Annotated in this window: 12 protein-coding genes; 11 read left to right on the forward strand and 1 reads right to left on the reverse strand. The window is 68.9% G+C overall.

Annotation, left to right across the window (positions count from 1 at the left end; genetic code table 11):
- Positions 1–2: 2 nt before the first annotated feature.
- The 11 genes from KAK06_RS05345 (at position 3) to nagZ (ending at position 10,910) form a co-directional block, all read left to right on the forward strand.
- Positions 3–1,019, forward strand: a complete 1,017-nt coding sequence (locus KAK06_RS05345) for a MucB/RseB family sigma factor regulatory protein (protein WP_210800887.1) — start codon at positions 3–5, stop codon at positions 1,017–1,019.
- Between the two features lie 68 nt (positions 1,020–1,087).
- Positions 1,088–2,539, forward strand: coding sequence for a DegQ family serine endoprotease (locus KAK06_RS05350; RefSeq protein WP_310741043.1), 1,452 nt, complete (start codon positions 1,088–1,090; stop codon positions 2,537–2,539).
- A 521-nt stretch (positions 2,540–3,060) separates the two neighbouring features.
- On the forward strand, positions 3,061–4,869 hold the full coding sequence (lepA, locus tag KAK06_RS05355; protein ID WP_210800888.1) for a translation elongation factor 4: 1,809 nt from the start codon (positions 3,061–3,063) through the stop codon (positions 4,867–4,869).
- A 20-nt stretch (positions 4,870–4,889) separates the two neighbouring features.
- Positions 4,890–5,858 carry a signal peptidase I gene (lepB, locus tag KAK06_RS05360; RefSeq protein ID WP_210800889.1) on the forward strand — a complete coding sequence of 323 codons (969 nt, stop codon included), beginning with the start codon at positions 4,890–4,892 and terminating at the stop codon, positions 5,856–5,858.
- 23 nt (positions 5,859–5,881) lie between these two features.
- Positions 5,882–6,247, forward strand: coding sequence for a DUF4845 domain-containing protein (locus KAK06_RS05365; protein ID WP_210800890.1), 366 nt, complete (start codon positions 5,882–5,884; stop codon positions 6,245–6,247).
- Positions 6,248–6,276: 29 nt separating this feature from the next.
- Entirely contained in the window at positions 6,277–6,957 is a 681-nt protein-coding gene (gene rnc / locus KAK06_RS05370) for a ribonuclease III (RefSeq protein ID WP_210800891.1), read from the forward strand.
- On the forward strand, positions 6,957–7,868 hold the full coding sequence (gene era, locus KAK06_RS05375; RefSeq protein ID WP_210800892.1) for a GTPase Era: 912 nt from the start codon (positions 6,957–6,959) through the stop codon (positions 7,866–7,868). Before rnc ends, era begins: the two co-directional genes overlap by 1 nt.
- Complete coding sequence (recO, locus tag KAK06_RS05380; RefSeq protein ID WP_210800893.1) at positions 7,865–8,668, forward strand: DNA repair protein RecO; 804 nt, start codon at positions 7,865–7,867, stop codon at positions 8,666–8,668. Before era ends, recO begins: the two co-directional genes overlap by 4 nt.
- Positions 8,665–9,438: a pyridoxine 5'-phosphate synthase gene (locus KAK06_RS05385; RefSeq protein WP_210800894.1), complete on the forward strand. Its 774-nt coding sequence runs from the start codon at positions 8,665–8,667 to the stop codon at positions 9,436–9,438. The genes recO and KAK06_RS05385 overlap by 4 nt, the downstream gene beginning before the upstream one ends.
- A gap of 3 nt (positions 9,439–9,441) precedes the next feature.
- Complete coding sequence (gene acpS, locus KAK06_RS05390; RefSeq protein ID WP_210800895.1) at positions 9,442–9,849, forward strand: holo-ACP synthase; 408 nt, start codon at positions 9,442–9,444, stop codon at positions 9,847–9,849.
- On the forward strand, positions 9,846–10,910 hold the full coding sequence (gene nagZ / locus KAK06_RS05395) for a beta-N-acetylhexosaminidase (RefSeq protein ID WP_210800896.1): 1,065 nt from the start codon (positions 9,846–9,848) through the stop codon (positions 10,908–10,910). Before acpS ends, nagZ begins: the two co-directional genes overlap by 4 nt.
- Positions 10,911–10,996: 86 nt before the next feature.
- Here the strand turns inward: nagZ and KAK06_RS05400 are convergent, their stop codons facing one another.
- Positions 10,997–13,831: an Rne/Rng family ribonuclease gene (locus tag KAK06_RS05400; protein ID WP_210800897.1), complete on the reverse strand. Its 2,835-nt coding sequence runs from the start codon at positions 13,829–13,831 to the stop codon at positions 10,997–10,999.
- Between the last annotated feature and the right edge of the window lie 428 nt (positions 13,832–14,259).

The following is a 14,259-nucleotide window of genomic DNA, read 5'->3' on the forward strand; positions in this document are numbered from 1 at the left end:
CGATGTCGTCGTTGCGTCCCCGCCGCCAGCTGTGCCTGGCCGTCATCGGACCGTGCCTGGCCTCCGGCCTGGCCTGGGCCCAACCGGCCTGGCCGCCTGAGCCGGACGCGCCACATGATGCGCGCGCCTGGGTGAGCCGCAGCCAGGATGCGGCGGCCCGGCGCAACTACCGGGGCACACTGGTGGTCAGCGTGAATGGCCTGTCCAGCGCCTCGCGCCTGGTGCATTACGCCGATGGCAGTGTGCAGGCCGAGCGCATCGACTGGCTCGACGGCGAGAGCCGCCTGATGATCCGCCTCAACGAGGTCCAGCACACGCTGTGGCCGCGCTCGCGCCTGGCGGTGGTGGAGAGCCGCGACGCCCGCAGCGCCTTCCCTGCCGTCTTCGCCACCGGGGCGCGGCAGGTACTGGAATCCTACGAGTGGCGCCGCATCGGCCGCGACCGAGTGGCCGGCCTGGATGCCGAGGTCGTGCTGATGCGCGCCCGCGACCCCTTGCGCTTCAGCCAGCGCCTGTGGTCCGAACTGGGCAGCGGCCTGCTGCTGCGGGCCGAAATCCTGTCGCCCGCTGGTCAGGTGCTTGAGTCCGTGGGCTTCACCGAGCTGGCGCTGGGCGTGCGCCCCCAGATCGACCAGTTGCAGGCGCCGCTGCGCCAACTCGACAACTACCGGGTGGCCAAGGCCACCGCGCTGCCGGTGCGTCTGGAGTCCGAAGGCTGGCAGTTGGGCGCGCTGCCTGCGGGTTTCCGTGAGCTGCATTGCGTGCGCCGCGTGCTGGGCCCGGCCAGCGAGCCCAACGCCCCGGTGGTGCTGCAGGCCATTTATGGCGACGGCCTGACGCATGTGTCGGTCTTCATCGAACCTTTTCAGCCCGAGCGACACCAAGCCCGTGCCAGCGCGCCGGTGGGTGCCACCAGCACCCTGACCCTGCGCCGCGACGCCTACTGGATCACCCTGGTTGGCGACGTGCCCGCCGAGACCTTGCAGCGCTTTGGCGAGGCGCTCGTGCGGCGTCGCTGACACGGCCTGTCGTACCGCCTGCCGATCCTGCCGGATCTGCCCACACCGATGATGTTCAAGGAGTTCTGATGTCGACGATGTCCATCGCCTCGCCCCTGCCGCGCGTGCGCCGTACGCTGTCGGCCGCCGCGCTGCTGTGCGCCGCCGCGCTGGCGGTTGTCGCGCCCGAGGTGTCCGCACAGGTCCGCCCGGGCCCTGATTTCACCGAACTGGTCGAGCAGACCAGTCCGTCGGTGGTCAACATCCGCACCAGCGAGAAGGCCAAGATCGGCAACCGCGGTTCGCAGCAGCTTGACCCCGGCATGGAGGAGTTCCTCCGCCGCTTCGGCATCCCGATGCCCAACGGCCGCACGCCGCGTGGCAACGACGACGACGCGCCGCAGCGCCGCGGTGTCGGCTCGGGCTTCATCCTCACCGCCGACGGCCTGGTCATGACCAATGCCCATGTGGTCGATGGCGCCGACGAGCTGATCGTCACCCTCACCGACAAGCGCGAGTTCAAGGCCAAGCTGATCGGCGCCGACGCCCGCACTGACGTGGCGGTGGTCAAGATCGAGGCCACCGGTCTGCCGGCGGTGAAGATCGGCGACGTCAGCCGCCTGAAGGTCGGTGAGTGGGTGATGGCCATCGGCTCACCCTTCAACCTGGAGAACACCGTGACCGCCGGCATCGTCAGCGCCAAGCAGCGCGACACCGGCGACTACCTGCCCTTCATCCAGACGGATGTGGCCATCAACCCCGGCAACTCCGGCGGGCCGCTGCTGAACATGCGCGGCGAGGTGGTGGGCATCAACTCGCAGATCTACAGTCCTTCGGGCGGGTATGCCGGCATCTCGTTCGCCATCCCCATCGACGAGGCGATGCGCGTGGCCGACCAGCTGCGCAGCAACGGCCGGGTCGTCCGCGGCCGCATTGGCGTGCGCATCGCGCCGGTCAGCAAGGACGTGGCCGAATCGCTGGGCCTGGGCAAGAACCAGGGCGCGCTGGTGCAAGGCGTCGAGCCCGGCACGCCGGCCGAGAAGGCCGGCGTCGAGGCCGGTGACATCATCACCAAGGTTGACGGCAAGCCGGTCGAGCGCTCGGTGGACCTGCCGCGCATCATCGGCGGCACCAAGCCGGGCACCAAGCTGCCGATCACGGTGTTCCGCCGCGGCACGGCCAAGGAGCTGGTGGTCACCGTGGCCGAGCTGGAGCCCGACACCAAGACCGGCAAGGCGCCGGCCGAGCCGGCCTCGTCGCCGGTCAAGTCGGCGCTGGGCCTGACGGTCAGCGACCTGAACGAGGCCGCCCGCAAGGAACTCAAGATCAAGGGCGGCGTGAAGGTCGAGTCGGTTGACGGCGCCGCGGCGCGCGCCGGCCTGCGCGAGGGCGATGTCCTGCTGCAGATCGACAACGCCGACATCACCGATGCCAGGCAGTTCACCGCGCTGGTCGCCAAGCTCGACAAGAACAAGCCGGTGTCGGTGCTGGCGCGGCGTGGCGACTGGGTCAGCTACTACGTGATTCGTCCCACCAAGTGATGGCCGCGCGGGCCGCGACAGCGGCCTGCGCCACCGGCGGGCATCATCCAAGTGGAAACATGGGTCTTTTCACTTGGCGGGATGCCCGGTCTCTGCGTCCGGCCTTTCATTCCAAGAGTGAGTGTTCGCCAACATTTCCACGTGCCCGCATTGACATTGCCTGGCGCTACAATAGTGCCTGTTTTGACGCCGTTTAGGCGCTTGTTTCGCAATAGCCTGCGGTCAGTCACGCTGCGATCGCGCGGCACCTGGGCAATGTGAATAAGCTGTGGATAAATTCGCTGTTGGCGACCTGCAACGACGCCTGGGCGAACAAATTCGCGGCTTGCAGCGGGGGCCTTTTGGCTACAATGAAGGCCCAACAAGCAGTTGCCATACGTTTTGTTGGAAGGCGCGTCTCACCTTGGACGTGCCTTTTTTTTAGCTCCTCCCGGACACCCGCCTGACGGGGCGTCCGACGCCTCCGACGGACCCGCGTCACCACCGCAGGCGGTGACCGCTGCAGGCGCCCAGATCTCCCCATGGACCACATCCGCAACTTCTCGATCATTGCCCACATCGACCACGGCAAGAGCACGCTGGCCGACCGCATCATCCAGCGCTGTGGCGGGCTGTCCGATCGCGAGATGGAAGCGCAGGTGCTCGACTCGATGGACATCGAGCGCGAGCGCGGCATCACGATCAAGGCGCAGACCGCGGCGCTGCGCTACACAGCGCGCGACGGCAAGGTCTACAACCTCAACCTGATCGACACGCCCGGGCACGTCGACTTCTCCTATGAGGTGAGCCGCTCGCTGTCGGCCTGCGAGGGTGCGCTGCTGGTGGTCGATGCCTCGCAGGGCGTCGAGGCACAGACCGTGGCCAATTGCTACACCGCGCTCGACCTGGGTGTCGAAGTGGTGCCGGTGCTCAACAAGATGGACCTGCCGTCGGCGGACCCCGACAACGCCAAGGCCGAGATCGAAGACGTCATCGGCATCGACGCCACCGACGCCATCCCCTGCTCGGCCAAGACCGGCATGGGCATCGATGAGATCCTCGAGGCCGTCATCACCCGCATGCCAGCACCGCGCGGCAACCCCGAGGGTGCGCCGCGCGCGATGATCATCGACGCCTGGTTCGACAACTACGTGGGTGTGGTGATGCTGGTGCGCATGGTCGACGGCCAACTGGCCAAGGGCGAGCGCATCCGCCTGATGGCCACCAACACCGTCTATCCGATCGAGCACCTGGGCGTGTTCACGCCCAAGAGCGAGAACCGCGACGTGCTGCGCGCCGGTGAGGTGGGCTTTCTGATCTGCGGCATCAAGGAACTGGCGGCGGCCAAGGTGGGCGACACCGTCACCATCGAGAAGAAGCTGCCCAACAACGCCGGTCCGGCCACCGAGGCGCTGCCTGGCTTCAAGGAGATCCAGCCGCAGGTCTTCGCCGGCCTGTACCCGACCGAGGCCTCCGAGTACGACCAGCTGCGAGACGCGCTGGAAAAGCTCAAGCTCAACGACAGTTCCTTGCGCTACGAGCCCGAGGTCTCGCAGGCACTGGGCTTCGGCTTCCGTTGCGGCTTCCTGGGCCTGCTGCACATGGAGATCGTGCAGGAACGCCTGGAGCGCGAGTTCGACCAGGACCTGGTGACCACCGCGCCCAGCGTGGTCTACGAGGTCGAGCTCAACGACGGCACCGTGCTGCAGGTCGAGAACCCCAGCAAGATGCCCGACCAGGGCCGCATCCGCGAAATCCGCGAACCCATCGTCACCGTCCACCTGTACATGCCGCAGGACTATGTGGGCGTGGTGATGACCCTGGCCAACCAGAAGCGCGGCGTGCAGCTCAACATGGCCTACCACGGCAAGCAGGTCATGCTGACCTATGAACTGCCGCTGGCCGAGATCGTGCTGGACTTCTTCGACAAGCTCAAGAGCGTCTCGCGCGGCTATGCCTCGATGGACTATGAGTTCAAGGAGTACCGCTCGGCCGATGTGGTCAAGGTCGACATCATGATCAACGGCGACCGCGTGGACCCGCTGGCCATGATCGTCCACCGCAGCCAGAGCCAGTACCGCGGCCGCGCCGTGGCCGCCAAGATGCGCGAGCAGATCCCGCGCCAGATGTACGACGTGGCCATCCAGGCCGCCATCGGCGCCAACATCATCGCCCGCGAGAACATCAAGGCGCTGCGCAAGAACGTGCTGGCAAAATGCTACGGCGGCGACATCACCCGCAAGCGCAAGCTCCTCGAGAAGCAGAAGGCCGGCAAGAAGCGGATGAAGCAGATCGGCTCGGTCGAGGTGCCCCAGGAAGCCTTTCTCGCGATCCTCCAGGTGGACGACTGACCGCCCCGACACTGCCCTTCATGAGCCAACTCACCGCTGCGCTGTTCACCCTGCTGGCCGCCTACCTGGCGGGCTGGTACTTCGACGCCTGGCACGGCAACTTCGCGCTGCTGCTGTTCGTGCTGACCCTGGTCACCTGCGTCTACTGGCTGGCCGAGCGGCTGCGCTTCAAGCCGGCACGTGAAGCCGCGGTGCGCCAACTCGAAAGCCAGGACAGCGCGCGCCGCGCCGAACTGACCCGCCTGGGCATCGAGAAGGTCGACGGCAACCTCGACGAGGCCCGCGCCAAGCTGCTGGCCCAGCCCTGGTGGCTGGACTGGACCGCGGGCCTGTTCCCGGTGATCCTGGTGGTCTTCGTGCTGCGCTCCTTCCTCTTCGAGCCCTTCAAGATCCCGTCCGGCTCGATGATTCCCACGCTGGTGGTGGGCGACCTGATCCTGGTGAACAAGTTCCACTACGGCGTGCGTCTGCCGGTGATCAACAAGAAGATCATCGCCAACAACGACCCGCAGCGCGGCGACGTGATGGTCTTCCGCTACCCGGTGGACACCCGCATCGACTTCATCAAGCGGGTGGTGGGCGTGCCGGGCGACGAGATCTCCTACCTGAACGCCGAGCTGCGCGTCAACGGCCAGCCGGTGCCCACCGCCGCCGGGGCCGACGCCTATGACGACGAGGCCATGCGCTACATGGCCCGCTTCACCGAGAAGCTGGGTGAGGTCGAGCACCGCATCCAGCGCTACAAGCAGGTGCTGCCTTTCAACCCGATGCAGGTGCGCGACTTCCCCGGCAAGGACCAGTGCCGCTACAGTGCCGAGGGCTTCGTCTGCAAGGTGCCGCCGGGCCACTATTTCATGATGGGCGACAACCGGGACAACTCCGAGGATTCGCGCTACTGGGGCTTCGTGCCTGACGAGAACATCGTCGGCCGGGCCTTCTTTGTCTGGATGAACTTCTCCAGCCTGGGGCGCATTGGCGCCTTCCGCTGAGCTCACTGCAGGAGTTTGATGCGATGCGATATTCCCGCCGTTTCGGCCACCAGGGCATGGGCCTGTTCGGGATGCTGTTCCTGGCCATCCTGGTCGCGTTCATCGGTCTGGTGGCGGTGCGCGTGCTGCCCACGATCAACGAGTACCTGACGATCGAGAAGGCCGTCAGGAAGGTGCTCGACGAGAACCCGGGTTCGGTGCCGGCGATCCGCACCGCCTTCGATCGCCAGAAGGACATCGAGTACTCGATCTCGTCCATCTCCGGCTCCGACCTCGAGGTCACCCAGCAGGGTGACCGCACCACCGTGAGCTACGCCTACGAGCGCGAGGTGCCGGTGATCGAGCCGGTCTTTCTGCTGATCAAGTACCAGGGCAGCCACACGAGGTGAGCGGCTCCACGCGCCCGCGCGACACCGGCATGGACTCACGCCTTGAACAGTTGCAGCAGCGGCTGGACTATCGCTTCAGGGATCCGGCCCTGCTGCAGCGCGCGTTGACGCACCGCAGCTTCGGCAGCGGCCACAACGAGCGCCTGGAGTTTCTGGGCGATGCGGTGCTGAACCTGACGGTGTCGCACCTGCTGTTCGAGCGCTTTGGTGAGTCGGCCGAGGGCGACCTCACCCGGGTGCGCGCCCACCTGGTGCGCGAAGACAGCCTGCACCGCGCCGCGTTGCAACTGGGCCTGCCACAGGTGCTTCGCCTGTCCGAGGGCGAGGCCCGCGGCGGCGGTGCCCAGCGGCCGTCGATCCTGGCCGATGCGGCCGAGGCGGTGATTGGTGCGGTGTACCTGGACGGTGGCTTCGACGCCGCCCGCGCCCTGGTGGCGTCGCTGTTTGGCGAGCTGATCCTGGACACCAGCGTCGACGCCTGGCGCAAGGATGCCAAGACCGAGCTGCAGGAGTGGCTGCAGGCGCGGCGCCATCCGGTGCCTGATTACCGCATTGCCGCCACCCGCGGCCAGGCCCATGCCCAGATCTTCGAGGTCGAGTGCCTGGTCCCGGCCCTGGGCCGACGCGCGGTGGGCGAGGGCCGTTCGCGCCGCGCCGCCGAGCAGGAAGCGGCCCGCCAGATGCTCGAGCTGCTGCTCGCCCAAGGCTGATGCCCATGTCCGACCACCCTGATACCGCGCAGCGCTGCGGCCTGATCGCCATCATCGGCCGACCCAACGTGGGCAAGTCCACGCTGATGAATGCGCTGGTCGGCCAGAAGATCAGCATCACCTCCAAGAAGGCGCAGACCACGCGCCACCGCATCACCGGGGTGCGCACCGTGGGCGCGGCCCAGTTCGTGTTCGTTGACACGCCCGGCTTCCAGATGAAGCACGCCACCGCGCTGAACCGCACCCTCAACCGCACGGTGCAGTCCACGCTGGCCGATGTCGATGTGGTGCTGTTCCTGGTCGAGGCCGGCCGCTTCGGCATGGACGATGCCAAGGTGCTGTCGCTGGTGCCCGAAGGCAAGCCCTGTGTGCTGCTGGCCAACAAGCTGGATGAAGTCAAGCGCCGCGCCGACCTGCTGCCCTGGCTCAAGAGCATGCAGGAGCGCCACGCCTTCGCCGAGTTCGTGCCGATGTCGGCCCAGAAGAAGGCCGATGTCGATCGCCTCTTCGGCATCCTCGAGCCCTACCTGCCCGAGCAGGACTGGTACTACGACGAGGACATGCTGACCGACCGCAGCGAAAAATTCCTCGCCAGCGAAATCATCCGCGAGAAGCTCTTCCGCCTGACCGGCGACGAGCTGCCCTACACCTCCACCGTGGTGATCGACCAGTGGCTGGAGGAAGAGGGCGGGGCCAAGCGGCGCATCGGCGCCAGCATCATCGTCGAGCGCGATGCCCACAAGGGCATGATCATCGGTGCGGGTGGCGAGCGGCTTAAGCGCATCGGCTCGGAGGCGCGCCAGGAGATGGAGCACCTGATGGAGGCGCATGTCTTCCTGGAGCTGTGGGTCAAGGTGCGCTCAGGCTGGGCCGACAGCGAGGAACACCTGCGCTCCTACGGTTACGAATGAAGCCGCGCTCGGCGCCCACGCCGGCCTTCGTGCTGCACCGCTACGACTGGAGCGAAACCAGCCTGATCCTGGACCTGTTCACCCGCGAGCGCGGCCGGGTCACCGTGGCCGCCAAGGGCGCCAAGCGGCCGTATTCGCAGCTGCGCCCGGTGCTGCTGCCCTTCCAGCGCCTGATGGCGCTGCTGAGCCAGCCCAAGGGCGACGAGCCCGTGGACATCTTCACGCTGCGCAGTGCCGAATGGGCCGGTGGCGCGCCGATGCTGCAGGGTGCCGCGCTGTTCAGCGGCTTCTACCTGAACGAGCTGCTGATCAAGCTGCTGCCAAGGGGTGACGCCCACCCGGTGCTGTTCGACGCCTATGCCCACACGCTGCCGGCGCTGTCGCTGGCCGACCCCACGCTGACCCCGGCCGCGCTGCGCGCCTTCGAGGTGGTGCTGCTGCGCGAGCTGGGCCTGCTGCCGCAGCTCGACCGCACCGGCACCCGTGACCAGCGCCTGGATGAGGAGGCGCTGTACATGCTGCGCCCCGAGCTGGGCGTGCTGCCCTATGCCCATGGCGACGCGCCGATCAGCGGCCGCACACTGAGCGCGATGCAGGACGCACTGGACCAGGGCGACCTGCCGGCCTTGCAGGCTGCGGCAGCGCAGGCGCTGCCGGCGCTCAAGCTGACCCTGCGCCAGTGGCTGCACTACCATCTGGGCTCAACCCGGCTGCGCACCCGCGAGGTGATGCTGGCCTCCCAGCAATTCGCCCTGCGGCCCGACAGCGCGGCCACCGCCCCGGAAGACGCCGTCCCATGAATCCTCTCGTCGCCGCCGACAGCGGCACTGCCCTGTCGGTCAACCTGAACAAGGTCGCGCTGCTGCGCAACACCCGCCACCTGGGCATTCCCAGCGTGCTGCGCGCCGCCGAGCTGGTGCTGCAGGCCGGCGCCGACGGCATCACCGTCCACCCGCGCCAGGACGAGCGCCACATCCGCGGCAGCGACGTCCACGAGCTGGCGGCACTGCTGCGCCGCGACTGGCCGCAGATCGAGTACAACATCGAAGGCAACCCGCTGCACAACCTGATGGACTTCATCCGCAGTGTGCGGCCGCATCAGGCCACCTTCGTGCCTGACAGCGTGGGCCAGTTCACCTCCGACCACGGCTGGAACCTGCCGGCCGACGCCGACACGCTGCGCCCGCTGATCGACGAATGCCACGCCCTGGGCGTGCGCGTGAGCCTGTTCATGGATCCGCAGCCCGAGGCCATGGCCCATGCGCGTGCGGTGGGCGCCGACCGGGTGGAGCTCTACACCGAAAGCTACGCCAGCGCCTGCGGCACGCCGCAGGAGGCCGCGGTGCGCGCGCAGTTCGCCGCCACCGCACAGGCGGCACTGGCCGCCGGCCTGGGTGTCAACGCCGGCCACGACCTCAACCGCGACAACCTGGGCGCGTTTCTGCGCGAGGTGCCCGGCGTGCTGGAGGTGTCGATCGGCCACGCGCTGATCGCCGACGCCCTGGAGCTGGGCTACGCCGCCACGATCCGTGACTACCAGCGCGTGATCCGCGCCGCCCACGCGCGCTGAGCGATGGCGGTCTACGGCATCGGCACCGACGTCTGCGACCTGCGTCGCATCGCGCGCGTGCTCGAGCGCAAGGGCGACCGCTTCGCGCACAAGACGCTGGGACCGAGCGAGTGGCTGGTGTTCCAGCACCGGCGCGCGCGTGAGACCTCGCGCGGGCTGGCCTACCTGGGCAGCCGCTTCTCGGCCAAGGAGTCCTTCTCCAAGGCGATCGGCCTGGGCATGCGCATGCCCATGACCTGGCGCGCCTGCGAGATCCTCAACCACCCCAGCGGCCAGCCCTACATCCGCCTGCACGGCGCGCTGGCCGAGTGGTTCAGCCAGCAGGGCCTGCAGGCCCACGTCACGCTCAGCGACGAGAGCGACTACACGGTCAGCTTCGTCGTCGTCGAAACCCAAGCGCCTCCGCCATGAGCACACACGCCCCCGTCATCCTCGACATCGCCGGTCCCGAGCTCACTGCCGCCGACCGCCGCCGCCTCGCCCATCCGATGACCGGCGGCATGATCCTGTTCGGTCGCCACTGGACCAACCGCGCCCACCTGACCCGCCTGGTGGCCGAGTGCAAGGCCATCCGGCCCGACCTGCTGGTCTGCGTCGACCATGAGGGCGGCCGGGTGCAGCGTTTCCGCACCGACGGCTTCACGCACCTGCCACCGATGCGCCACTTCGGCCAGTGGTGGATGCGCGACCCGATGGCGGCCACCGACGCCGCCACCGCGGCCGGCTATGTGCTGGCCAGCGAGCTGCGCGCCTGCGGCGTGGACTTCAGCTTCACGCCGGTGCTGGACCTGGACTTCGGCGAAAGCAGCGTGATCGGCGACCGCTCTTTCCACCGCGATGCGCGCGTGGTGACCCTGCTGGCCAAGAGCCTGGCCCTGGGCCTGGCGCAGGCCGGCATGGCGCACTGCGGCAAGCACTTCCCCGGCCATGGATTCGTGCAGGCCGACAGCCATGTGGCGGTGCCGGTGGACAAGCGCTCGCGCAAGGCCATCCTGGCCGACGACGCCCGGCCCTACGCCTGGATGAGCAGCTCGCTCACCGCGGTGATGCCGGCGCATGTGGTCTATCCCCGGGTGGACAAGCGGCCAGCCGGTTTCTCCAGCGTCTGGCTGCAGGACATCCTGCGCGGCCAGCTGGGTTTCACCGGTGTGGTCTTCAGCGACGACCTCAGCATGGAGGGCGCGCGCTTCATCGAGGGCCGGGCGGTCAGCGCCACCGACGCCGCGCTGGCCGCGCTGGAAGCCGGCTGCGACCTGGTGCTGCTGTGCAACCAGTCGGCGGTGGATGCTGGCCGGCCGCTGGACGAGCTGCTCGACGGCCTGGGCGAGGCGCTGGCCCGCGGCCGCTGGGCCGCCAACCCGCACAGCGAGCGGCGCCGCGTCGCCCTGCTGCCGCAGACCGACCCGCTGCCCTGGGACGAGCTGATGCACCACGCGCCCTACCTGCGCGCGCTGGAGCGGCTGGGCAGCTGAAGGCCGACGCACGACGCTCCACAACGACAAAGGCCACCCGAGAGGGTGGCCTTTGTTCATGGCAGCACAGCCGCCATGGCACCGGCTCAGGCGGTGGTTTGCGCGTCGCGGTCGAAGGGCAGGCTCACCTGCGACAGATCCTTGCGCGTCTCGACCAGGATCAGCGGGCCTTCATCGACGATGAGCAGCGGCGGCCGCTCGCGCGGCACATGCACCGGACGCGGCTCGGCGGCGATCGCGGCTTGCACCGCCGCCACCTTGTCGGCGTCGGAGTTCACCCAGGCCAGGCCGGCGGCCTCGGCCACGCGCTGCAGATCGTCCATCGCCAGCACATAGGGCTCGACGCGGGCGGGCTGGGCCACGCTGGGCGCGGCTGCGGGCGGCGTGTCGTCGGCCACGGTGCGGACCTCGACCGCAGCCACTTCGGTGGCCTGGGGCACGGTGGCCTCCACCGCCTCGACCACGTCGCCATCGCGGCGCTCGCCACCCCGGCGGCCACGGCGGCGGCTGCCGCCGTCTCGGCCTTCACCGGTCTCGGCCGGGGTGTCCGCCGCCGCCTCGGCGGGGCTGGCGATGTCGGCGCTGGCGCCCACCGCGTCGGCCGGGGTGTCAGCAGCGTCGGCGTTGGCGTCGCTGCCTTCCTCACGGACCTCGTCACGGCTGCCGTCTTCGCGGCCACGGCCACCGCGGCGGCGGCGGCGGCGGCGGCCTTCACCACCTTCACCGGCGGCCGTGTCGGCCGGGGCCTCACCGGCGGGCGCGCTGGACTCGGTATCGAGCAGGGTCTGGGCCTCGACCGCCTCGGTCGGGGCGCTCAGCTCGCGCGGCGGGCGCGGCGGGCGGCGTTGGCCCTGGGCCTCGGCCAGCGGCTGGGTGCTTTCAAAGTCCTCGGTGCGGGCCGGGGCCGGGGTGCGGCGGCTGCCGTCGCGGTTGCCATCACGGTTGCCATCACGCGGACCACGGTCGCCACGCGGGGCGTTGTCCTTGCTGCCGCTGCTGCGCTGGCCATCGCGGCCACCGCGCGAGCTGTCCTTGCCGCCACGTCCGCTGTCGCGCGAGCCGCCACGGCTGCCGCGGCTGCCACGGTCGCTGCCGGAGCGCTCGCCGCTGCGGGCGGGCGCCTCGGCGGCCGGGGCCGCCGCCGGGGCAGCGGGCGCGGCGGCCGGCGCCGGGGCGTCGCCACCAAAGAGCTTCTTGAGCCAGCCGAAGAAGCCACCACTGGCTGGCGCGGGCGCCGGGGCCGGCGCCGGTGCAGCCACCGGCGGGGCGACGGCCGCCACCGGTTCGGGCGTGGGGGCGGGCGGCGGGGCGATCGGGGCCGGTTGGTCGGGCAGCACGCCCTTGATCACCGGCTCCTGCTTGGCCTTGGTCTTCTCGCGGCGCGAGATGGCCACTTCCTCGTCCGGCTCCTCGATCATCGTGTAGCTGGCCTGCAGGTTCTCCAGACGCGGGTCGTCGTGGCGCAGGCGCTCGAGCTTGTAGTTCGGCGTCTCGAGGTGCTTGTTGGGCACCAGCAGCACGGTGGTGCGCTGCTTCAACTCGATCTTGGTGATCTCGGTGCGCTTCTCGTTGAGCAGGAAGGAGGTGACCTCCACTGGCACCTGCACATGCACGGCGGCGGTGTTCTCCTTCATCGACTCTTCCTGGATGATGCGCAGGATCTGCAGCGCGGAAGACTCGGTGTCGCGGATGTGGCCGGTGCCGTTGCAGCGCGGGCAGGTGATGTGGCTGCCTTCGCTCAGGGCCGGGCGCAGGCGCTGGCGGCTCAGCTCCAGCAGGCCGAACTTGGAAATCGAGCTGAACTGCACGCGGGCGCGGTCCTGGCGCAGGGCGTCGCGCAGGCGCTGTTCCACGTCACGGCGGTTCTTGCTCTCCTCCATGTCGATGAAGTCGACCACGATCAGGCCGCCCAGGTCGCGCAGGCGGCACTGGCGGGCGATCTCGTCGGCCGCTTCCAGGTTGGTGCGGGTGGCGGTTTCCTCGATGTCGCCGCCGCGGGTGGCGCGCGCCGAGTTGACGTCCACCGCGACCAGCGCTTCGGTGTGGTCGATCACGATGGCGCCGCCCGAGGGCAGGTTCACCGTGCGGCTGAAGGCCGTCTCGATCTGGTGCTCGATCTGGAAGCGGCTGAACAGCGGCGCATCGTCGCGGTAGCGCTTCACGCGATGCGCGGATTCCGGCATCACGTGGTTCATGAACTGCTGGGCCTGATCGTAGATGTCGTCGGTGTCGATCAGGATCTCGCCGATGTCGGCCGAGAAGTAGTCGCGGATCGCACGGATCACCAGCGAGCTTTCCTGGTAGATCAGGAAGGCGCCCTTGCCGGCCTTGGAGGCGCCATCAATGGCGTCCCACAGCTTGAGCATGTAGTTCAGGTCCCACTGCAGCTCGGCGGCCGAGCGGCCGATGCCGGCGGTGCGGGCGATCAGGCTCATGCCCTTGGGGTACTCGAGCTGGTCGAGGTTTTCCTTCAGCTCCTCGCGCTGCTCGCCCTCGATGCGGCGGCTGACGCCACCGCCACGCGGGTTGTTGGGCATCAGCACCAGGTAGCGACCGGCCAGGCTGACGAAGGTGGTCAGCGCCGCGCCCTTGTTGCCGCGCTCTTCCTTCTCGACCTGGACCAGCAGTTCCTGGCCGTTGGAGATGACATCCTGGATGCGCGCGTCGCGGACGCTGGCGCCTTCCTTGAAGTACTGCTTGGAGATTTCCTTGAAGGGCAGGAAGCCGTGGCGGTCCTCGCCGTAGTCGACGAAGCAGGCCTCCAGGCTGGGCTCGACGCGCGTGACGACGGCCTTGTAGATGTTGCCCTTGCGCTGCTCGCGACCTTCGATCTCGGTTTCAAAGTCGAGCAGCTTCTGGCCGTCGACGATCGCCAGGCGCCGCTCTTCGGGCTGCGTGGCGTTGATCAGCATGCGTTTCATGTGCACTCCTTCCCGCGCCACCGACCCGATCTGACGGGCTCAGCGGCGCGCACTGCGCGCGAGGCCGCGCCGGGTGCCCTGAAGGGCGCCCGCTCAGGCCTCCATCGATGCACGAGGAACGCCGACGCGCCGTGGGAAGGAATCGCCCTGGACCATGGTGGTGGCCTGGCCGCCGGGTAGGCGGCCGACCGTCACGGCGTTGGCGCGTGCCAGTGTGTCTGACGCCGCCGCCGGTGCAGGCGCTCGGCACTGCCCAGCGCACCGCCGGGCCGCGCCGGCAGGGAGCCGGGGCCGTGGATCAGCGTTGCGAGGGTGGTGTCTGGCGACATGCGTTGGGGGGCGCCGGAGCGCGCTGACCGGGACCGTGGACCCCGCGGCGTGAACGCCGGGACTCCGCGTGCCCGTGAAAACCTTGTTGGACTTCCCTG

It is taken from the genome of Ideonella aquatica, assembly GCF_018069755.1.
Lineage (GTDB): Bacteria > Pseudomonadota > Gammaproteobacteria > Burkholderiales > Burkholderiaceae_C > Ideonella > Ideonella aquatica.

Excerpts from the sequence above, each read along its gene's own strand:
- KAK06_RS05345 (WP_210800887.1), top strand. The coding sequence starts at position 3 with ATGTCGTCGTTGCGTCCCCGCCGCCAGCTGTGCCTGGCCGTCATCGGA.
- KAK06_RS05350 (WP_310741043.1), top strand. The coding sequence starts at position 1,088 with ATGTCGACGATGTCCATCGCCTCGCCCCTGCCGCGCGTGCGCCGTACG.
- lepA (WP_210800888.1), top strand. The coding sequence starts at position 3,061 with ATGGACCACATCCGCAACTTCTCGATCATTGCCCACATCGACCACGGC.
- lepB (WP_210800889.1), top strand. The coding sequence starts at position 4,890 with ATGAGCCAACTCACCGCTGCGCTGTTCACCCTGCTGGCCGCCTACCTG.
- KAK06_RS05365 (WP_210800890.1), top strand. The coding sequence starts at position 5,882 with ATGCGATATTCCCGCCGTTTCGGCCACCAGGGCATGGGCCTGTTCGGG.
- rnc (WP_210800891.1), top strand. The coding sequence starts at position 6,277 with ATGGACTCACGCCTTGAACAGTTGCAGCAGCGGCTGGACTATCGCTTC.
- era (WP_210800892.1), top strand. The coding sequence starts at position 6,957 with ATGCCCATGTCCGACCACCCTGATACCGCGCAGCGCTGCGGCCTGATC.
- recO (WP_210800893.1), top strand. The coding sequence starts at position 7,865 with ATGAAGCCGCGCTCGGCGCCCACGCCGGCCTTCGTGCTGCACCGCTAC.
- KAK06_RS05385 (WP_210800894.1), top strand. The coding sequence starts at position 8,665 with ATGAATCCTCTCGTCGCCGCCGACAGCGGCACTGCCCTGTCGGTCAAC.
- acpS (WP_210800895.1), top strand. The coding sequence starts at position 9,442 with ATGGCGGTCTACGGCATCGGCACCGACGTCTGCGACCTGCGTCGCATC.
- nagZ (WP_210800896.1), top strand. The coding sequence starts at position 9,846 with ATGAGCACACACGCCCCCGTCATCCTCGACATCGCCGGTCCCGAGCTC.
- KAK06_RS05400 (WP_210800897.1), bottom strand. The coding sequence starts at position 13,831 with ATGAAACGCATGCTGATCAACGCCACGCAGCCCGAAGAGCGGCGCCTG.